This is a genomic window from Acidihalobacter sp. (assembly GCF_037381185.1).
Classification (GTDB): Bacteria; Pseudomonadota; Gammaproteobacteria; order DSM-5130; family Acidihalobacteraceae; genus Acidihalobacter_A.
Genome location: NZ_JARRQY010000025.1, coordinates 17,462 through 36,939 on the forward strand (window position 1 = coordinate 17,462; position 19,478 = coordinate 36,939).

Sequence of the window (19,478 nt, forward strand, 5' to 3'; positions counted from 1 at the left end):
TACACTCCTCGCTACAGGCTGACGACTTTGCCGGCTTCGGCGATCATCGCGCTGTGGTCGGTCTGGCTGCCCAGCTCGACCGGGCAGTCGTCGGCGCCGCCGAAACGCTCCCAGGAGTGCTCGCAGGCCACCGCCTTGCGCGCGCACTGGATTACCTCCGACATCCCCTCGTTCAGCAGCACGCCGACACCGGCGCCGGTGAAGAAGCATCCCCAATCGATGCCCCGGCGGCGGCAGGCACACGCCAGCTGCCGCAATTGCTCACCGGCCTCGCGGCACGAAACGACGAACATCAACTCCATGAATGACTCCTTCTCGTTAACAGCACGGTGCCCGCGGCCAACATCCCGCCGCCCAACGCGGCGACCAGGGCCAGCAAAATCGTCGGCCAGCGTTCCGGCGGATTGTTCGACAGCTTCAGCGTCACGCGACTCGGGCCGGCATAGGTGACGTCGTCCGCCGGCAGCGCGGTATGCGCCGCCCACTCGCGCCAGCCGCCTATGTACACCTGAACGTTCGCGTCCAACCCCGCCTGCAAACGCGCGAAGTAGGCGATGCCGCTCTCCGGTCCGGCGGCATAGACGACGGCGCCGGCGAAGGCTTTGGCCGGCGGCAGCACCGCCGATCCGTTACGCAGGGAGGCGTAAGGGAATGATTCGGCACCGGGGATATGTCCGCCACGCGCGGCCTCGATCCGCCTCCCGGCGTAAGCGTCGGCCGGGCGGCCATCCAGCAGGCGCGGCGGATTCGCCGATGCCAATGCCCGGCGCAGCTCCGACCGGAACACGATCAGCCCGTCGCGCGGCGCCGCCTGGTAGATCGGATCGGCGATCTGCGATCGGCGCTGACCGCGCGCCGTGGCAACGCCATCCGTTTTCAGAACCGCCTCCAGCGGACGGCGCATCACCCGCACCTCACGCTGTCCGGCCAGATAGAGCAGCCCCGCCACGAAGTCGCGGCGCTCCGGCCGGTTGCCGAGCACCAGCACGCTTTCTCCCCCTGCCAGCCCCTCGGTACCGAACAGCCACATGATCTGGCGAAAATCCGGCAGGCTGCCGTGAGGGCCGAGCAGGTCCTCAGCGGGCAGGCATTTGGCCCCCTCAACCGAACTGCGTTCGCACTGCGCCAGGGGCCGCACGTCGAGCAACACCACCGCCCGGTTCTTAAGCAGTCCCGTGTCGGTCGTGTAGGCCAGGCCCGCCGCCTGCGCCGCCGTGGCGCTCAGGCAAAGCGCACAGATCGCCAGCAGCCGCTTCACCTCTCAGCAGCCCCCGAACTGCATCGCCGGCGCAGCGGCGTCCTGTCCCGTCGCTACCGCCTTCGGCGGATGCTCGACGTAGTACTCCATCAGTTGCGAGACGCTCACGTCGCCGTGCCCGTGTCCGACCGCGATGGGCTGATCGAAGTTCTCGACCGGCATCGGGATCTGCGCCTGCTGCACGCGGTCGGGCGACACCGAGGCGAACGGCACCAGGGCCGCCGCGACGCCCACGCTCGCCAATAGCGTGGCGCCGCAGAAAATCAGAATCTTCGCGTTGTTCATCGCCAGGCTCCGCTGTTCTTCATTTGCCTAAGGGATCCTGCGTGAACGCGACCCACATGATGCCGAACGCCACGCAGAACATGCCGATCTGAATCCAGCTGGACAGACTCATCGCCTCACTCTCCCAGGTAGCGTTGCACCAGTCGGTTCACGTCGACCGGCTGGTTGGTTACCGGATTGATCACCTCCGGCGTGTAGTACGGCACGCCGTAGCGCGTAGCCTTGAGGTATGGCGGACGGACTATGGTGATGTAGGCCACGCTCGCCAGCGTCAACGCCGCCACCAACACCGCCAACACGCCCATCGTCAACTGCCCGCGGGTCATCTCAGTCTCTCCGGATCACGACCGTCCAGCCGCGCTCGCCCTTGGGCGCGCCGAGCAGCGTTCCGCCCAGCTCCGGCACCATGGCGACGACGGCCTCCATGGACGTCGGGTTGTCGATCTTCACGCCGACCACCTGTCCCGCGCCCAGCTTGCCCACCGCTTTCTTGGTCATGAGCTGGGGGCGCGGACAGGAATCGCCCAGACAGTCCACCAACTCGTCGAGCTGCACGCTCTGGCCGTCCTCAAGCGTGGCCGCAGCCCCCGCCCCGTTCGTGCCCTCGGTCGTCTTCTTGCTGCCGAACAATCCCATCTCGGTTTCCTCCTCTTGGGGCGACTGGTTCGCCCGTTCGTTCATACAGTCGTTAGCCTCAGCTTTCGCTGCCCGCAGCCGCCAAACCGTCTTCCACAGCGGCCGTGCCGGCGGCGGCCGGCGCCGCGGTTGCAGCGCTCTTCGCCGCTGCGGCCGCAGCCTGCGAACGCTCGCGGGCCGCGGCCATGGCGCGCTCTTTGCGCACGATGGCGTAGTAGATGCCGCCGAGCACCAGCGCCTGAATCAGGCCGAACACGACGGCCGGTATGCCGGTCTGCTGCTGCAGGGTCTGGGCGTTCGCGAAGCCGAGCTGCAGGCCGGCCAGATGCACGGCGCCGCTCATGGTCTGGGGCGCCGGTGGCCACCAGGAAACCGACCAGAACAGCGAGAACAGGAACATGCCGATGAAGGTGAACAGCAACGCCCAGATCGCACCGACGTTGCCTTCGCCAGCCTTGACCCAGGTCGACACGGTGCACGCACCGGCCAGCACCATGCCGATGCCGAACAGGAACAGGCCGATGACCTGATTCAGCCCCACCTCGAAGTGCATCGGATGACCGCCGCCCACGCTGATGAATGCGGTGAAGCCGACGGTGAGAATCATCATGCAGACCAGCAACGCCTTGGTGTTGCGATAGCTCTTGAACAACATCGCGTCGCGTAGCGCGGCCGTGTTGCAGAAGCGCGAACGCTGTACGAGAAAACCGACCACGGAACCGAACACGAAGGCGGCCAGGCATTGCGTCAGGGAAGAAAGTTCCATGTCTCAGCCCTCCATCACGCGCTTGTAGATCAGCGAGCCGACCCAAGCGCCGACGATGATGCCGCTGACAGAGAGATAGCCGCCGAGATTCATCTCGGGCGTCAGGCCGAAGAAGGTGCTGACATTGCAGACGAACGCGAGGCGGATGCCGATGCCCATCAGCAGACCGCCGACGGTGATCATGAGCCACTCGCTCAGGTGGCGCGGGATACGCCAGTAGAACTCCTTGCTGCCTACCGCGCCGACGATGGCGCCGCACAGCATTCCCAGGCTGATGTAGATCTTCCAGTAGTACGGGGTCGGCTCGAAGGCGAACTTCCAGAACGGAATCCTGAAGATGTTCTCGCCCATGAACAGCTTGGCGACCAGACCGGTGATCATGGTTTCACCGCCGCCGACCGTCCAAGCGCCGACGACTAGAAACAGAAAAATGTCCAGAAACGCGATGATGATCAGCGCGATGACCGGATCGATGGTTTTTTTGAAAATCGACATAGTCGCTCCCGATTCGTCCTGCGATCTCGAGGACTCATGAAGCAACGCTTATGCCAACTAAAAATATTCTTATTATTCAGACAAGTGACGGAAAAGAGCTTCCAGCGCCGCTGTCCGCAAGACCGATTTTGCGACAGCAGGCTGTTTCAGAATGAGACAGCAGCTTCCTTGCCGCCTCAGTCCAGGCCCAGCTTGCGCCGCAAGGTAGAGCGGCTGATGCCGAGCTGTTTCGCGGCAGAAACCTGATTGCCCTCGCAGGCGTCCAGCGCGCGCCGGATATACGCGTGCTCTACCTCCGCCAGCGACCGAATCGTACCGTCGTCCGGCTGCAACTCGCCGGCCGCGGGCAGCTGAATGTCCAGGGTGCTGTCCAGCGCCACGGCATCGCCATCGAGCAGATCGGCATCGGTGAGGGCGAAGCTGCGTTCCAGCACGTTGCGCAACTGGCGCACGTTGCCCGGCCAGTCGAAGGTCATGAGCCTGCGCCGCGCCACCGCGCTCAGCTCGAGCGGGCGCCCCATCTTACGACGCATCTGTCCGATGAAACGCTCCAGCAGCGGAGGGATGTCCTCGCGTCGCTCGCGCAGCGGCGGTATGGCCAACAGCAGCACGTTGAGCCGGAACATCAGATCCGCGCGGAACGCGCCGCTTTGCACCATGGCCGCAAGGTCGAGATTGGTAGCCGCGATGACCCGCACGTCCACCTGCACCGGGCGGTTACCGCCCACGGGGCGTACTTCACCCTCCTGCAGCACGCGCAGCAGCTTGGCCTGCAGGCGCGGGCTGACGTCGCCCACCTCGTCGAGGAACAAAGTGCCGCCGTGCGCCTGCCGGAACAAACCGTCGTATTCCGTCAGCGCGCCGGTAAACGCACCCTTGGCGTGGCCGAACAGCTCGGAGTCGAGCAAATCCTCCGGCAGCGTGGCGCAGTTGACGGCGACGAAGGCACATTGGGCACGCGAACTCATGCGGTGCACCACGCGCGCCAGCACCTCCTTGCCTACACCGGTCTCGCCGGTGATAAGCACCGGCACGTCCTGGCTGTGGATGCGCTGCGCCACTTCCACCAGCTTGCGCATGGCGTCGCTCTCGGCCACCAACTCGCTATCCGCCCGCCCGTCGAGTTCGGCGCGCAGCCGGCTCAGCTCGTCGCTCATCGACTTGCGTTCGAGCACCTTGACCACGCGTAGCAGCAACTCGTCCGGATTCACCGGCTTGGTCAGATAGTCGTAGGCGCCGAGACGCATCGCATCCACCGCGTTCTCCACGGAGGCGAAGGCGGTCATGACGATGCACTCCGCCTGCGGCGACAATTCGCGCAGCGAGTCGAGTAGTTCCAGGCCGTTGCCGTCGCCCAGGCGCAGATCGGTGATCATCAGGTCCACCCGATGCCGGCCCATGACGCCGAGCGCCTGCGCCACGGAATCCGCTTCGAGAATCGTGTGTCCACGAGCCTTGAGCATCAGCCCCAGCGTGGTGCGCACGGAGTATTCGTCGTCGACGATCAGGATTGACGCCATGCGTTTATGCAGCCTCCAGTTCAAAACTCACTTCGGTTCCTTTCCCCGGCTCGCTGTGTACCCGCAGGCTGCTACCGTGCTGCACCAGGATGCGCTGCACGATCGACAGCCCAAGCCCGGTGCCCTGTTTTCGGCTGGAGACGAAGGGGTGCATGACACGGTCGAGCAGATCGCGCCCAATGCCCGAACCAGTGTCGCACACGCGCACGGCGATCCGCCGCGCGCCGCCCAGCTCGACCTCAACCTTGAGTGTTCCGCCCTCGGGCATGGCCTCGACCGCATTACGCATCAGATTCCACAACACCTGCCTCAACTGATCCTGATCGAACACGGCCCATTCGCTGCCCGATGCGATACGGCTGTCGAGCCCGATCCGCCCGGCCACGTCCGGGTCCTGCGAGAACAAGGTAATCACCTCGCCGATCAGGGAACCGAGATCGCCCGGCACGGGGCGCGATTCGCGCACTTTGGAGAAATGCAGGAAGTTCTCGAGAATGCGCTGCAAGCGCCCGGCCTCGTCGTTCAGAATCCGGCGAACCTTTTGTCTGTCGTCCGCCTCGAGCTCCTGTTCGGAAAGCAGGCTGACCGAATTGATCACGGCAGCCAGCGGATTGCGGATCTCGTGCGCGATGCCGGCGGCCAATTCGCCCACACAGGCCAGGCGCTCCGCTTCGACGCGTTTTTCGTGCTCGACCGAGGCGGCACGCGAAGCCGCGTTCAGCGAATCGAGCATACCGTTGAAGGCACGCCCCAACACGCCGACTTCATCGCGGCCGCGCACAACGACGCGGACCTCGCTATCGCCCGCCGAAATCCGCCGCACGGCAACCCCGAGACGTTGCAAATTGCGCGTCACCGCGAATGACAGCAGCCAGGCGGCGGCGCTGCCGACCAAAAGCGCCGCCACGATGAACAACAGGCCCTCGTTGCGAATGCGCGCCAGTTCCGCCCGCATGCCCTGGGTAGACAGCCCCAGGTACACCCGTCCAACCTCCCGACCTGCGACACGAATCGGTTCGGCCAAATCGAGCAAGTGGGACGCGTCCACGCCGAGACGCTGCCGGACCGCGGCAAACCGATGCCCCACCTCGCCCTCCACAGTACTCGCCAGGACTTCGCCGCGCTCGTCCACGACGACGCCGTAGGCCACGTCGGACTGGTGCTTGACGCGCGCCGTGACCTCAGCGAGCGAGGCCAAATCCTCGGACAGCAGGGCATTCGTACTCGCCACCGCCATCAGATTGACCAGGGAGTGACCCCGGCTTTCCAACTCCGCGCGGATGCTGGTCGACTGCTCTTGCACCGCCTCCCAGACGAACGCCCCCATCAATACGACATGAACCAGGGCGACCGACAGAATCAGGCGCGCACGTAAAGTCGCATACCAGGGAACCCCTTCTTTCCAATGTTCGGACTCCCCATCGCCCCGGAGCACCCGCGCAAACCATTGTCCCTTGCCCATCGTATTCGCCTACTTCACCTTCGCGTAATCGACGTCGCTGGTCGGTGCGAAACCATCGGGAAACCCCAGATACTCCAGCACCTGGCGTCCACGCGGCGTTTTCGCGAGTTCGAGCAGATCTTTCGTGATCTTGCGCTGCAGTTCGACGGGAAGCTTCACCCTCAATGCGATGGGCATCTGCGGCTGCGGCGGCGTCTCCGCAATGACGCGAAGATTCGCGCGCACCGCCGCCGGCATGGATCGCAATGACGGCCACCACGTACCGGCGACGTCCACGATCCCAGAATCGAGCGCGACCAGCGCCGAATCCTGGGAACCGAAATAGCGAACTCTGCAGCACTTATCGACATCGATACCGCGTTGCCTGAGATAACCGCGCGTCATGACCGTGGCCGCATACGCCCGCGGATCCGGGAAACCGATGGTCAAACCCTTGTCGAACTCGGCCGGCGTGACCCGTCGGATCGGGCTTTGCCTGCGCACCACCAGGATACCCGTGAACGGCTCGCCGGCCACTTTGACCACCGCGCGGTAGCCGTCATGTTCGGCCTGCGCGAACAGCAGAGGATTCAGGTACACGATATCGTATTCGTTCGCTGCGACGCGCCGCATGAAGGTGGAAAAATCGGGCGCCGTCACGAACTGTACGGGTCGGTGCAAACGGCTCTGCAGATAAACGGCCAGCGGCATGAACATCTCGGCCAGCTTGGTCGGACTCTGCAAGGGCAGTACCCCGAAGCGCAGCCATCGATCTGGAGAGGACCGGCTCTGAGCTGCGCCCGCCTGCGCATGTCCTGCCCGCTCTGCGTAAACCGATGAACCGGGAGAGACGATCAACGCAAGCAGACAAAGCGTTCGCAGCAAAGTTGAACGCCGAATCCGAAATCTTGTGCGGTGCTGATTGGCCGTCACGTGTCGACTAGTGGTTATTGAGCCCGACAGTAGAGTAGTTCAGTCGGAAGGCCCAGGCCATCAGCGAACCGCTGAGCGCAGCTTGCCGAAACAACCGTTCGCAAGCTACGTTTGATTGCCCGGACTGCGACATCCAGGCGGGCGAACCGTTCCAGCACCTGCTCGCGGCTCGCGGCCGGAATCCCAGGCCCGCTGTCGCACACCCGCAGCCGCGCAGTCCTGCCCTCGCGCGTCAGGCTCAGCAGGATACGCCCACCTGCGGGGCTGTACTTGACGGCGTTGTCGAGCAGATTGCTCAGCGCCTGCGCCAGCAACTCCCGCTGGCCGCGCACGCGCACCGCCGGCGCCAACTCTGCGACCAGGGACAATCCGGCATCCTCGGCCGAAGCCTCATAGAGTTCGGCCAGATCCGAACCCAGCGCAGTGAGGTCGACATCGGTCAGATGCTCGCGACGCACCCCGGATTCGGCCTGGGCGATGCTCAGCAGCGCATTGAAGGTCCGCACCACGCCTTCGAGTTCGTCGACCGCCTCCTCCAGCACCTGACGATACTCATCGGACGAACGTGACTCGAGCAGAGCCACCTCCAGGTGGCTGCGCAAACGGTTCAGGGGGCTGCGCAAATCGTGGGCCACGTTGTCGGTGACCGCGCGCATGCCGTGAATCAGGGCCTCGATGCGCGCCAGCATGGCGTTCAAATGTTCCGCCAGTTCGACGAATTCGTCGCGCCGCCCGGCGACCGGTATACGCTGATCGAGGCCGCCGGCCATGATTTCGGCAGCCGTTTCGCGCACCGCGTCGATCCGAGCCAACACGCCCCTGCCCATAAGCGCTCCGCCGGCAATGCTGAGCACGCTGATCACCGCCAGTGCCAACATCAGCAATGCCAATATGGTATCGGCAAACGTGTCGGCCTCACCCAGCGGCTGCGCCATCAGCAGCCAGCCGCCGTCGTGCAGATGGGTAACGAGTCCACGCATGAGCGAATCGTCCGCATCATGCATCTGATTGAAGTACATGCCCGAGACGGACGAGAAGGTCACAAATCCCTCGTCCAGCGACAGTCCTTTCGGCCACCCCGGCATGCTGCCTGCGATGACCTGCCTATGCTTATCGATCAGCAGATACAGACGCGCCCCGGGCAGATGACTGCCCGGTCGTCCCAACAGTTCACGCAGGTCGCGCTTGCTCTTGCCCTCATCTCGCAACAGCCGGCGCAAGACGTCGCGCGCGTCTAGCAATTCGGTGTCGACCTGCTGCCTGAGAAAGTGACTGCTGACGAGATAGACACCACCCAGCACAATGCCAGTGAGCATGCTGTAGGCCAGCGCGTAGGCCAAGGCCAGGCGGAAGACGGTCGTTCTGAGCAGGCGCAACCACTGCCGTATACGAACGGCAACATTCATTCTTCAGTCACGCCCAGGCGATAGCCGGCTCCCCTCACGGTGTGCAGCAGCGGTGGATCGTAATCGCGGTCGATCTTGGCGCGCAGCCGCGAGATATGTACGTCGATGACGTTGGTCTGCGGATCGAAATGGTAGTCCCAGACCTGCTCCAGCAGCATGGTACGCGTCACCACCTTGCCGGCGTGACGCATCAGGTACTCGAGCAGGCGCATCTCGCGCGGCTGCAGGCGAATGGTCTGGCCGGCGCGGGTGACGCGGTGACGGTCGCGATCGAGCACCAGATCGGCCACCTCCAGACGCGAACTGGCCGTTTCCTGGCGCACCCGCCGGTCCAGCCCCTCGAGCCGGGCGAGCAATTCGGAAAATGCATAGGGTTTGACCAGATAATCGTCGCCGCCGGCGCGCAGCCCGGCGACCCGGTCGTCAACCTCGCCGAGCGCGCTGAGGAACAGCACCGGCGTGGCATCGTTCGCCGCGCGCAGCGCCGACAGCAGGGAGAGACCGTCTAGGCCGGGCAACAGACGGTCGAGAATCAACACGTCGTAGCTGCCGGTCAGGGCCAGGTGCAGACCGTCGGGACCGTTGGCCGCATGCTCCACCGAATGTCCGCTCTCGGTAAGCCCCTTGACCAGATAGGCAGCGGCCTCGCGGTCATCCTCCACGAGCAGGATTTTCATGTTCCCCATCATAGCGCCCAATCCGCCCGTTTGTCCCCGTTCAATAGAGTCGCCGTACCCGCTGCGAACTCAGCAAATGGACGCGCTTGCGCTTGACGTCGATCTCGTAGTCCGGAATCTCCATGTTCCACGGCGCCGGCTGACCGCGAAACACCCGGCCGGCGGCATCGAAGTGAGAGCCGTGGCAGAAACAGTGAAAACCGCCTGCGCCCCTTTCCATGCTCTGCTGATAGTGCGTACGGCAACCGGCATGCGTACAGATATTGACCATCACCAGCCATTCCGGCACTTTCGACCGATACGGGTTGTCGGCGAATCCGGGCTGCTGCGAACGGCTCGAATTCGGGTCCGCCAGATTGCCCTGATTGCGCTCCAGCGAAGCGATGGTCGACTTGCTGCGATGCAGAATGACCACCGGCTGACCGTTGAAATTCAGCGTACCCATGCCATCCACCGGGATGCGGCTGATGTCCACCACTTCGCCCTGCGCCGCGCGTGCCGCCGCCGGGGCCGCCAGCCCTGCGCCGAGCATCACGCTGGCATGTTTCAGAAAGCGGCGGCGCGCCGCCCGTTCCTCGTCGGTTTCCTTGACGAACTTACAGCTCATGACCTTGTCTCCACTATGGTTGATGCCGGATTTCAAGCTATCACCACGCGGGCAGGCACACACTTACGGCTCCGTAATGAAGCCTCAAGCATTGTTTAATCCGGCGCAGAGCAGCATTGGCGGCATACCAATACAAAGGGCTATCGTCATGCAATTCGATTGGAAACCACTGCCTGCCGTTCATCATGAGTGGCGCCGTCCGCTGCGCTGGCTGCACGGCGCGCTTGCGCTGACCATATCGCTGCAGATGTTCACCAGCCTGATCATGTCGCCGCCGTTTCACCACCACACCTCCGCATTCGGCCTGGCCGTCTTCAGCCTGCATCAATACCTGGGCCTGATCGCCGCGGCCGTCGTCATGCTGCATTGGTTGTGGATGCCCTTCGACCGTCAGCGCCTGTTCTCGCACCTGTTCCCCTGGGGCGAGGAGGGAAGACGCGACATCGTCGACGATCTGCGCACGCTCGCCCGCTGGCGGTTTCCGGCTAGCGACGACCGCGGCGGGCTCGCCGGCCTGGTGCACGGGCTCGGACTGCTGGCGGCCACCGGCGCCGGCCTCACCGGCGTCCTGCTGTACCTGCTGGCGGGCTCCAACCCGGCCCCCGCACTGCTGTTCTATCTCGTGGTCCAGCTGCACTCGCTCTGCGGCAACCTGATATGGGGCTACCTGGCCGGCCATGTCCTGCTGGCCGTCGTCCATCACCTCATCGGCCAACCCACACTCAAGCGCATGTTCAGCCTGTAGCACCTCCCGCGGCATGTCGGCACCATCCGTTTCGGCGCAATTTCGCTGCCGGCGCGGTCTCTTCATACGCGCGTCACATATGCACCGCATGCTATTGCCCGCCCCGGAGCAGGCGCCGCAGAGCGCCGCCCGGGGCGGGCAATACCGGGCTACAGATGAAACACGAATATCGCGTACGGAGTTCAGGCATGGGGGGATCCGGCACGCGATCCAACTCGCTCACAGGAGAACCACCATGCGCTTGCCCCGCGCACTCGCGCCCGCCCTGCTGCTCGCCGCAGCCGGCGTGGCCCATGCCGACACGCTGACTCCGATCAAACACCTCGTGGTGATCTACCAGGAGAACGTCTCCTTCGATCACTATTTCGCAACCTATCCCAAGGCCGCCAACCCGCCCGGCGAGCCGGCCTTCCAGGCGCTGTACGGCACGCCCGAAGTCAACAACCTCGTCACCGCCGGTCTGCTGTCCGCCAATCCGAACGCGACCAATCCGGCCAACGGCAAGGACGCGGCGGAACCCTTCCGCCTCGACCGTTCGCAGGCCGCCACCGCCGACATGAACCACGCCTATACCGCCGAACAGATGGCCTATGACGGCGGCAAGGCCGATCTGTTCCCGAAATACACCGGCCGCAGCACGCCCGGCGGCGCCGGCGCCTTCGGCACCCGGGGCCAGGTCATGGGCTACTATGACGGCAACACCGTCACCGCGCTGTGGAACTACGCCCAGCACTTCGCCATGAGCGACAACGCCTACACCGACACCTACGGCCCGTCCACGCCGGGTGCGCTGGAAGTCGTCTCCGGCCAGACCGACGGCATGAAGATCGTGCACACCACGCACAAGCCGTTCACCATGAAGACCTACTCCTACTACATCAAGGACGGCCAGGGCGGCTACGCCATGATCAACGACGTCGACCCGGCCTACGACGTCTGCTCCAAACCCAAGAACCAAGTCATGATGGAAGGCAAGAATATCGGCAACCTGCTCAATGCCGCCGACATCACCTGGGGCGGCTTCATGGGCGGCTTCGACCTGGAAAAGACCAACGCCAACGGCACCACCGGCTGCAAGCGTAGCACCTATTCGGCCACGGTCGGCCAGACGGTCAAGGACTACATTCCTCACCACGACTGGTTCCAGTACTTCAAGTCCACGTCCAACCCGACGCACGCGCGTCCCAGCTCGGTCGCCGCCATCGGCCACACCTACGAGCCCGGCACCCACAAGCGCGATCCGGCCAACCACGAGTACGGCATGCACGATTTCTTCGATGCCGTAAAGGCCGGCAACTTCCCCGCGGTCAGTTACCTCAAGGCGCCTGCCTATGAAGACGGCCACGCCGGCTACTCCGACCCGCTGGACGAACAGGCCTTCATCACCAAGGTAGTCAACTTCCTGCAGAAACAGCCCGACTGGAAGAGCACCGCCGTAATCGTCACCTGGGACGACTCCGACGGTTGGTACGACCACGCCTTCGCCTACACCACCAACCCGTCCTTCAACGCGCAGGCCGACCAGCTCGACGGCGCCGGCAAGTGCGGCCGCGGCACGCCGATGGCGGGCCTCAAGGGCAAGCCGGTCAACGGCCGCTGCGGCCCCGGCACACGCATTCCCTTCATCGTGATCTCGCCCTGGGCGAAGCAGAACTACGTGAGCCACTCGCGTATCACCCAGGCCTCCGTGGTCCGCTTCATCGAAGACAACTGGCTGGGCGGCGAACGCCTGGGCGGTGGCTCCTTCGATGCCAGCGCCGGCAGCCTCATGAACATGTTCAACTTCACCGGCACAGGCAGCGATCCCAAGCTGTTCCTCAACACCAGGACCGGCGAACCAATCGCACACAGCTGAACCATCAGCCCTTCGCCCGGTGCCGCGAGCGGCACTGGGCCCTTTCCCGCAGAAGGTCTCGCAGCATGCCGAAACCCGTTCTCACCCGATCGCGTCTGGCCGCGAGCGCAGCCGCCCTGCTCTTGCTCGCCGGGGCATTCACGCTGCTCGAACCCGTCGTCGAGTTCCACGCGCTGATCCCGCTCAGCGCGTGGCTCACCCACCCCGTCGCTACCTGGCGCCTCGCTCACGGCGAAAACCCGCGTCCGGTCAAACTGGTACGTCCGGCGGTCCATCCGCTATCGGCCATGGCGAAACTGGGCAAGGACATCTTCTACGACCGTACGCTATCCGGCTCCGGCCGCATGTCCTGCGCCTCCTGCCACAGCCCGCAACACGCCTACGGCCCGCCCGGTGACCTTCCGGTGATGTACGGCGGCCCCAACCTGAAAACGCCCGGTTACCGTCCCCCTCCCAGCCTGATGTACCTCGAACGCCAGCCTGCCTTCAGTATCGGGCCGGACAACGAGGAAAACGAAACCGTCACCCTGAGCCAGAAGATCGCGAAAAGCGCGCATGCCCGGCGCGCGACCAAGACCGCGCAGAGCACCACTGCCAGCGCCGCCAATCTGGTCCCTCAGGGCGGCCTGTTCTGGGACGGCCGCGTGAACACCCTGCAACAGCAGGCCGGCGGCCCGCTGTTCAACAGTTTCGAAATGGACGCGGGTACACCGGCCAGCGTCGCTGCCAAACTCGCCCGCGCACCCTACGCCGGCATCTTCAAGCAACTGTTCGGCCAGAATATATTTGCCGACCCGCGCATGGCCGTGGCCGAAGCGCTGTCCGCGCTCGCCCGCTACCAGATCGAGTCTCCCGACTTTCACCCCTACAGCAGCCGCTACGACGCCTGGCTGGAAGGCAAGGCGCGACTCGACTCCGCGCAGCTGCGCGGCTATCTGCTGTTCAACGATCCGGACAAGGGCGACTGCGCCGCCTGCCACCTAGACAAACCCACGCTGAGCGGATTGCCACCGTTGTTCACCGACCACCAGTACGAAGCGCTCGGCGTACCGCGCAACCCGCACATTCCGGCCAACCGCAATCCGCACTATTTCGATCTGGGGCTCTGCGGCCCCTTCCGCAAGGATCTGGCCAAACAAACCCAGTACTGCGGTATGTTCCTCACACCCACCCTGCGCAACGTAGCCAAACGCCACGTGTTCTTCCACAACGGCGTCTATCACACGCTGATGCAAGTGCTGGAGTTCTACGATTTCCGCGACACCGACCCGCAGAAAATCTATCCGCGTAGTGCCGACGGCAAGGTGGACAAATTCAACGATCTGCCTGTCAGGTACCGCGCCAACATCGACACCATCGACCCGCCGTTCAATCGTCATCGCGGCGAAGCCCCTGCGCTCACGCGCCAGGACATGCGCGACATCGTCGCCTTCCTCGGCACGCTGACCGACGGCTACCAACAGCGCTGAGACGATTTCCTCCCGTCGTGTCCCGCGACCCTCAGCGCCGGCACCATGCCGGCGCTTTTTTTACCGCTGCGCGCCGCCGCCCGGGATGCGTGTAGAATGCGTGTCCGTCGGGCGCGCTCCGCCAACCCGCCCCGCTCATGGCCCGTGTCGACGCCCGCCGCCGCACGCGCCGCCGGCTCGACAACGATGTGCGGACGATCCTCGCGTGGCTATCCTTCCCAGCTTCCGCCCCTGGTTCTGGCCGTCGGCCAGCCCCCGCGCACGCCGGTGGAAAACGCTCGCCATCGCGCTCGCCGTCCTCGGCTGCGGCGGCATTCTCTGGGCCACCGCGCAGTTCGCACAGCGCACGGCCCTGGCCCAGCTGGGCGACCGCGGCGACCGCGAACTGCGCCTCTACATCGCCAATATCCAGCGCGAACTCGGCCGCTACCGCTATCTTCCCAGGCTGTTGGCCGCCAATCCGGGCGTAAGAACCCTGCTCGACCATCCGCAGGACAAACAGGCGTTGGAGCACCTCAACCGCCACCTGACCTTCGTCGCCTCCGTCTCCGGCGCCTCCGCCATCTACGTCATCAGCCGCGACGGCCTCACCCTCGCCTCCAGCAACTGGAACAAACCCGACAGTTTCGTGGGCCAGAACTACGGCTTCCGGCCGTACTTCCAAGAGGCCATGCGCGGGCGCCTGGGCCACTACTACGCACTCGGCACCTCGTCCGCCCGACGCGGTTATTATTTCGCCTACCCTGTGCACGACGGCCACCGGGTCATTGGCGCGGTCACCGTTAAAGTCCCGCTGGAGTCACTCGAAAGCGGGCAAGGCAACGGCCGCGACCAGTTTCTGGTCACCGACCCACACGGCGTCGTTTTCCTGTCCACAAAACCGGCCTGGCGCTATCACACCCTTGTGCCCCTGGCTCCCACAGCGCGCGACCGTATCATCGCCGGTCGCCGTTATGCCGACCACCCGCTGCACACGCTGCCCATCGTCTCGCGCAGAACCGTGGCCCCCGAGGCCGAACTTCTCACCTTCCGCAGCGACACTTCGTCCATCACCTATCTCGCCCATGGCGTGGACATGCCGGCGGCCGGCTGGCGCGTATACATCCTGTCCGACTCCAGGTCCGTCGGCAGCTACGTGCTGCACGCCGTGCTGCTCGCCGGCTTCATGCTCGGCGCTGCGCTGCTCGGCGTGCTGATCCTGCTGCAGCGCCGCGCCCGCGTAGCCGAGCGCCTGCGTCTCGAACACGCCGCTTCGCTGACTGCCGCCGCCGGCGAAGCACGCGTGCGCACGATCATCGACAACGCCCGCGCCGGCCTCATCACCCTGGACGACCGCGGCCGCATCGAATTCTTCAACCCGACCGCCGAAACACTGTTCGGCCGCAACGCGGGCGACGTCGCCGGGCGCGATTTCACCGAGCTGCTCACCCCCACGGCAGCCGAACGTTTCAGCGCACTGCTGCCACAGACGATCCCCGGCGGCGCCCTGCTTCCCGCCGTCGAACTGGCGGCCCGGCGCGCCCCGAGCGAAACACTGCCGGTGGAAGCAAGCATCAACGCCATGCGCCTGCCCGAAGGGCATCGCGCCATCATCACGCTGCACGACATCAGTGAACGCAAGCGCCACGAAATCGAACAGCAGCGCACGCACGAAAAGCTCGAACAGCGTGTCGCCGAACGCACCAGCGACCTGCTCGCCACCAACACCCGCCTGCTGCGCGAGATCGAGGAACACCGACACACCGAGCATGCTCTACGTCAGACCCGCGACGAACTGGTGCAAGCGGCCAAGCTGGCCGCCATCGGCCAGCTCGCCGCCGGCATCAATCACGAACTCAATCAGCCGCTCACGGCGATCCGCTTCTATGCCGACAACGCCGCCGCCTTCCTGGAGCGCCAGCGACCCGAAGACGTGCGCGACAACCTCGGGCGCATCAGTGGCCTGACCGAGCGCATGGGCCGCATCATCCAGCAGCTCAAGATCTTCGCCCGCAAGAGTTCGGGCCAGCGTGCACCCGTCTCGGTGACCGCCGTGATCGACGGCGTACTGGCCCTGCTGGCGCCGCGGCTCAAGCGCGAGGGCGTGACAGTCGCGACCGAACTGGCGTCGCAGGACATCTACTGCATGGGCGATCTCGTGCGCCTGGAGCAGGTGTTCGTCAACCTCGTCAGCAACGCCGCACAGGCCATGCAGGACATGCCAGACCCGCGCGTGGAAATCGCCGTCGGACAGGACAGGGACAGGGTCCGCATCACGGTGCGCGACCATGGGCCGGGCATCGCCAGCGAACACCTGACACAGATATTCGACCCCTTCTTCACCACCAAACAGTCGGGCGAAGGTCTCGGCCTGGGTCTATCCATCTCCATGCACATCATCGAAGAGCTGGGTGGCACGCTCCGTGCTGCGAACTGTGCGGACGAAGGCGCCGAGTTCACCGTCGAACTGCCGGCCGCGCACGCGCCAGAGGAGGAGCGCAGCCATGCCCGATAATGCACACGTGATGTTCGTCGACGACGAACCCCATATCCGCATCGCCGCCCAGCAGACGCTGGAACTCGCCGACCTGCGCCTGAACGGCTACGAAACCGCGGAGGCCGCGCTCAGGGAACTGAGTCCTGGATTCACCGGTGTGCTGGTCTGCGACATCCGCCTGCCGGGCATGGACGGGATGGAATTCCTCAGGCGTGCGCTGGAGATCGACCCCGAACTGCCGGTCGTACTGGTCACCGGGCACGGCGACATCAGCATGGCGGTCGGCGCGATGCACGAGGGTGCCTACGACTTCCTGGAAAAACCCTACACTCCGGAACGCCTCACCGAGGTCGTGCGGCGTGCGCTGGACAAACGCGCGCTGACACTGGAAAACCGTGCCCTGCGCCGTGAACTCGAGGAACACAACACGCCCGGGCCACGCATCATAGGCAGCTCCCCGTCGATACAGCGGCTGCGCGGACTGATCCGCCAGGTCGCCGACGCCGACGCCGACGTGCTGATCTTCGGCGAAACCGGCACCGGCAAGGAACTCGTCGCCCGCTCGCTGCACGAGCTGAGCCGCCGGCGCACCGGCAATTTCGTCGCCCTCAACTGCGGCGCCATGCCCGAACAGCTGATGGAAAGCGAGCTGTTCGGGCACGAGGCCGGCGCCTTCACCGGCGCGCGCGGCCGGCGCCTGGGCAAGCTCGAGCACGCCAGCGGCGGCACCTTGTTCCTCGACGAGATCGAGAGCATGCCGATGGCGATGCAGGTGCGTCTGCTGCGCGTGCTGCAGGAGCGTTCGCTGGAACGCCTCGGCTCCAATCAGACCGTACCGCTGGACCTGCGCGTGCTGGCCGCGACCAAGGTCGATCTGCGCGAAGCGGCCGACCGCGGCGAGTTCCGCGAAGATCTCTACTACCGGCTCAACGTGGTCACGCTAGAGATCCCGCCGCTGCGCAACCGCCGCGAGGACATTCCTCTGCTGTTCCAGCATTTCGCCCTGGTCGCCGGCGCACGCTTCGGCAAGGAGACCTCGCCGCTCACCGCCGCCCAGCTGCCGACCCTGCTCGCGCACCCCTGGCCCGGCAACGTGCGCGAGCTGCGCAACGCCGCCGAGCGCTACGTCCTGCTCGGCGAGCAGCTCGATTTCGACATCGGCTGTCTGGTGCACACCGCGCCCGAACACTGCTCCATGAGCCTGCGCGAACAGGTCGAGGGCTTCGAGCGCAGCCTGATCGAGCAGGAACTGCGCGTGTGCAAAGGCAACCTCAGCGAGGCCACCCAGGCGCTCGGCATCCCGCGCAAGACACTGCACGACAAGGTCGTCAAATACGGTCTGGACCGCCAGCAATATCGCTGAGCGCAAATGGGCGGAAAACCGCCACTTTCATCCCAGGCTCTCGGCGGAATCCCGCCTATTCCGGTCTTGCCTGGGTTCTTCACAAGCATGCTTGGCGCCAATCCGGGCCCTGGCACGGCTCTTGCCACTAGATATACCGAGCGATAGCCACAGCCGGCCCTCGGGACCATACGTGGCGCCAGCGATCTGCCGGTCACGCTCAGAACGCTCCAGGCCCTGCCGCAGAGCGGCAGGGATGCAATCCAGCAGTACAAAAGACAATAAGCAAGTGAGGAGATCAACAATGCGCAAGTTCGCTGTGAACGCCTTGATCGCCGCGAGCCTCGTCCTGCCCGGACTCGGCCACGCCCAGACCAAGACACTCACCATCGGCTTCACCACTTCCGAGACCGGCAAGCTCAACGCCGACTCCAAACCCCAACTGCTCGGTTTCGAGCTGTGGCGCGACCAAGTCAACGCCGCCGGCGGCATCAAGGTCGGCAGCGATCACTACAAGGTCGCCCTCAAGTACTACGATGACCAATCTTCCGCCGGTCGCGTGCAACAGCTCTACAGCCGCCTGATCCTGCAGGACAACGCCAACTTCCTGTTCAGCCCCTACTCCTCGGGCCTGACCGCCACGGCGGCCGTGGTCTCCGAGCAGTTCGGCAAGATCATGATCACCACCGGCGCTGCCGAGGGTAAGACCTACAAGCTGGGCAACAAGGATCTATTCCAGCTCTACACACCGGCCGACAAGTACCTCAAGAGCGCGCTGGACGTGATCAAGGCCAAGGACCCGAACGCCAAGATCGCGCTGGTGTACTCCAACGACGGCTTCTCCTCCGCCGTGGCCAAAGGCGCCGCCGCGGCCGCCAAGCACATGGGCCTGAACGTCGTATTCGACGAGTCCTACGCCTCCGACACCACCGACTTCGGACCGATCATCAACAAGATCGTCTCCTCCGGCGCCACCGTGCTGATCGGCGGCGGCCACTATGCCGACGGCAGCACCCTGGCTCGCCAGCTCTACGACAAGAAGGTCAAGCTGGGCTTCATCTCGCTACTGGTCGCACCGGACATCCCGAAGTTCGCCAGCATGGGCAAGGCCGCCATGGGCGTGACCGTACCCTCGCAGTGGGAGCCGTCGGTAACCTACAAGCCTGACTTCGGCCCCACCCCGGCTGCCTTCACCAAGGCCTTCGAAACCAAGTACCACAGCCGCCCAGGCTACCATGCCGCCGGTGGCTACGCCGCGGGTCTGGTGCTGCAGCACGCCATCGAGCAGGCCGGCAGCATCAAGCAGGCAGCCGTCGCCAAGGCCCTCAACCACATGGATGCGATGACCTTCTACGGCCGCATTCACTTCGCCACCGGCGTCGCGGACCACGGCCTGCAGATCGGCCACGACATGGTTCTTGCACAGTGGCAGAAGGGCGCCAACGGCAAGCTGGTCAGCCAGGTCGTGTGGCCCTCGGCCGCGCAGACCGCGCCCATCATCTACCCGCTGAAGAAGTTCGCGCAGTAAGCGACGAACGCCTGCTCCGGGCCGCCATCTCGGCCCGGA

At 64.9% G+C, this 19,478-nt stretch carries 19 protein-coding genes; 6 read left to right on the forward strand and 13 right to left on the reverse strand.

Features of this window, described 5'->3' with window-relative positions; all coding sequences use genetic code 11:
- Positions 1-11: 11 nt before the first annotated feature.
- From P8014_RS09850 to petA, 13 genes are all read right to left on the reverse strand, one after another.
- A complete protein-coding gene (locus P8014_RS09850; RefSeq protein WP_337817146.1) occupies positions 12-302 on the reverse strand; it encodes a hypothetical protein in 291 nt (96 codons plus the stop codon).
- Positions 293-1,258, reverse strand: a complete 966-nt coding sequence (locus P8014_RS09855) for a rhodanese-like domain-containing protein (RefSeq protein ID WP_337817147.1) — start codon at positions 1,256-1,258, stop codon at positions 293-295. Before P8014_RS09855 ends, P8014_RS09850 begins: the two co-directional genes overlap by 10 nt.
- Before the next feature lie 3 nt (positions 1,259-1,261).
- Complete coding sequence (locus P8014_RS09860; protein ID WP_337817148.1) at positions 1,262-1,543, reverse strand: hypothetical protein; 282 nt, start codon at positions 1,541-1,543, stop codon at positions 1,262-1,264.
- A 116-nt stretch (positions 1,544-1,659) separates the two neighbouring features.
- Positions 1,660-1,869 (reverse strand): hypothetical protein, encoded by a 210-nt coding sequence (locus P8014_RS09865; RefSeq protein WP_337817149.1) that lies wholly within the window; start codon positions 1,867-1,869, stop codon positions 1,660-1,662.
- Position 1,870: 1 nt separating this feature from the next.
- Complete coding sequence (locus P8014_RS09870; RefSeq protein WP_337817150.1) at positions 1,871-2,224, reverse strand: sulfurtransferase TusA family protein; 354 nt, start codon at positions 2,222-2,224, stop codon at positions 1,871-1,873.
- Positions 2,225-2,237: 13 nt separating this feature from the next.
- Complete coding sequence (locus P8014_RS09875; protein ID WP_337817151.1) at positions 2,238-2,945, reverse strand: YeeE/YedE thiosulfate transporter family protein; 708 nt, start codon at positions 2,943-2,945, stop codon at positions 2,238-2,240.
- A 3-nt stretch (positions 2,946-2,948) separates the two neighbouring features.
- Positions 2,949-3,485, reverse strand: coding sequence for a YeeE/YedE thiosulfate transporter family protein (locus P8014_RS09880; protein ID WP_337817152.1), 537 nt, complete (start codon positions 3,483-3,485; stop codon positions 2,949-2,951).
- A gap of 131 nt (positions 3,486-3,616) precedes the next feature.
- A complete protein-coding gene (locus P8014_RS09885) occupies positions 3,617-4,960 on the reverse strand; it encodes a sigma-54 dependent transcriptional regulator (protein ID WP_337817153.1) in 1,344 nt (447 codons plus the stop codon).
- Positions 4,961-4,964: 4 nt separating this feature from the next.
- Positions 4,965-6,422: an ATP-binding protein gene (locus P8014_RS09890; RefSeq protein ID WP_337817154.1), complete on the reverse strand. Its 1,458-nt coding sequence runs from the start codon at positions 6,420-6,422 to the stop codon at positions 4,965-4,967.
- 9 nt (positions 6,423-6,431) lie between these two features.
- Positions 6,432-7,334 (reverse strand): phosphate/phosphite/phosphonate ABC transporter substrate-binding protein, encoded by a 903-nt coding sequence (locus P8014_RS09895; protein ID WP_337817155.1) that lies wholly within the window; start codon positions 7,332-7,334, stop codon positions 6,432-6,434.
- Between the two features lie 14 nt (positions 7,335-7,348).
- Positions 7,349-8,740, reverse strand: coding sequence for an ATP-binding protein (locus tag P8014_RS09900; RefSeq protein WP_337817156.1), 1,392 nt, complete (start codon positions 8,738-8,740; stop codon positions 7,349-7,351).
- Complete coding sequence (locus P8014_RS09905; protein ID WP_337817157.1) at positions 8,737-9,417, reverse strand: response regulator transcription factor; 681 nt, start codon at positions 9,415-9,417, stop codon at positions 8,737-8,739. The genes P8014_RS09900 and P8014_RS09905 overlap by 4 nt, the downstream gene beginning before the upstream one ends.
- Positions 9,418-9,457: 40 nt before the next feature.
- Positions 9,458-10,024 carry a ubiquinol-cytochrome c reductase iron-sulfur subunit gene (petA, locus tag P8014_RS09910; protein WP_337817158.1) on the reverse strand — a complete coding sequence of 189 codons (567 nt, stop codon included), beginning with the start codon at positions 10,022-10,024 and terminating at the stop codon, positions 9,458-9,460.
- 148 nt (positions 10,025-10,172) lie between these two features.
- On the opposite strand from petA, the gene P8014_RS09915 reads away from it, so the two are divergent.
- The 6 genes from P8014_RS09915 (at position 10,173) to P8014_RS09940 (ending at position 19,439) form a co-directional block, all read left to right on the forward strand.
- Positions 10,173-10,769: a cytochrome b/b6 domain-containing protein gene (locus tag P8014_RS09915; RefSeq protein WP_337817159.1), complete on the forward strand. Its 597-nt coding sequence runs from the start codon at positions 10,173-10,175 to the stop codon at positions 10,767-10,769.
- Between the two features lie 235 nt (positions 10,770-11,004).
- A complete protein-coding gene (locus tag P8014_RS09920) occupies positions 11,005-12,624 on the forward strand; it encodes an alkaline phosphatase family protein (RefSeq protein WP_337817160.1) in 1,620 nt (539 codons plus the stop codon).
- Positions 12,625-12,689: 65 nt separating this feature from the next.
- Complete coding sequence (locus P8014_RS09925) at positions 12,690-14,093, forward strand: cytochrome c peroxidase (protein ID WP_337817161.1); 1,404 nt, start codon at positions 12,690-12,692, stop codon at positions 14,091-14,093.
- 205 nt (positions 14,094-14,298) lie between these two features.
- Complete coding sequence (locus tag P8014_RS09930) at positions 14,299-16,587, forward strand: ATP-binding protein (RefSeq protein WP_337817162.1); 2,289 nt, start codon at positions 14,299-14,301, stop codon at positions 16,585-16,587.
- Positions 16,577-17,932, forward strand: coding sequence for a sigma-54 dependent transcriptional regulator (locus tag P8014_RS09935; protein WP_337817163.1), 1,356 nt, complete (start codon positions 16,577-16,579; stop codon positions 17,930-17,932). The genes P8014_RS09930 and P8014_RS09935 overlap by 11 nt, the downstream gene beginning before the upstream one ends.
- Before the next feature lie 283 nt (positions 17,933-18,215).
- Complete coding sequence (locus P8014_RS09940; RefSeq protein ID WP_337817164.1) at positions 18,216-19,439, forward strand: amino acid ABC transporter substrate-binding protein; 1,224 nt, start codon at positions 18,216-18,218, stop codon at positions 19,437-19,439.
- Positions 19,440-19,478 lie beyond the last annotated feature (39 nt).

Coding starts and splice junctions, on each gene's coding strand:
- P8014_RS09850 (WP_337817146.1), bottom strand. CDS start 302: ATGGAGTTGATGTTCGTCGTTTCGTGCCGCGAGGCCGGTGAGCAATTG.
- P8014_RS09860 (WP_337817148.1), bottom strand. CDS start 1,543: ATGAACAACGCGAAGATTCTGATTTTCTGCGGCGCCACGCTATTGGCG.
- P8014_RS09865 (WP_337817149.1), bottom strand. CDS start 1,869: ATGACCCGCGGGCAGTTGACGATGGGCGTGTTGGCGGTGTTGGTGGCG.
- P8014_RS09870 (WP_337817150.1), bottom strand. CDS start 2,224: ATGAACGAACGGGCGAACCAGTCGCCCCAAGAGGAGGAAACCGAGATG.
- P8014_RS09875 (WP_337817151.1), bottom strand. CDS start 2,945: ATGGAACTTTCTTCCCTGACGCAATGCCTGGCCGCCTTCGTGTTCGGT.
- P8014_RS09885 (WP_337817153.1), bottom strand. CDS start 4,960: ATGGCGTCAATCCTGATCGTCGACGACGAATACTCCGTGCGCACCACG.
- P8014_RS09890 (WP_337817154.1), bottom strand. CDS start 6,422: ATGGGCAAGGGACAATGGTTTGCGCGGGTGCTCCGGGGCGATGGGGAG.
- P8014_RS09900 (WP_337817156.1), bottom strand. CDS start 8,740: ATGAATGTTGCCGTTCGTATACGGCAGTGGTTGCGCCTGCTCAGAACG.
- P8014_RS09905 (WP_337817157.1), bottom strand. CDS start 9,417: ATGAAAATCCTGCTCGTGGAGGATGACCGCGAGGCCGCTGCCTATCTG.
- petA (WP_337817158.1), bottom strand. CDS start 10,024: ATGAGCTGTAAGTTCGTCAAGGAAACCGACGAGGAACGGGCGGCGCGC.
- P8014_RS09915 (WP_337817159.1), top strand. CDS start 10,173: ATGCAATTCGATTGGAAACCACTGCCTGCCGTTCATCATGAGTGGCGC.
- P8014_RS09920 (WP_337817160.1), top strand. CDS start 11,005: ATGCGCTTGCCCCGCGCACTCGCGCCCGCCCTGCTGCTCGCCGCAGCC.
- P8014_RS09925 (WP_337817161.1), top strand. CDS start 12,690: ATGCCGAAACCCGTTCTCACCCGATCGCGTCTGGCCGCGAGCGCAGCC.
- P8014_RS09935 (WP_337817163.1), top strand. CDS start 16,577: ATGCCCGATAATGCACACGTGATGTTCGTCGACGACGAACCCCATATC.
- P8014_RS09940 (WP_337817164.1), top strand. CDS start 18,216: ATGCGCAAGTTCGCTGTGAACGCCTTGATCGCCGCGAGCCTCGTCCTG.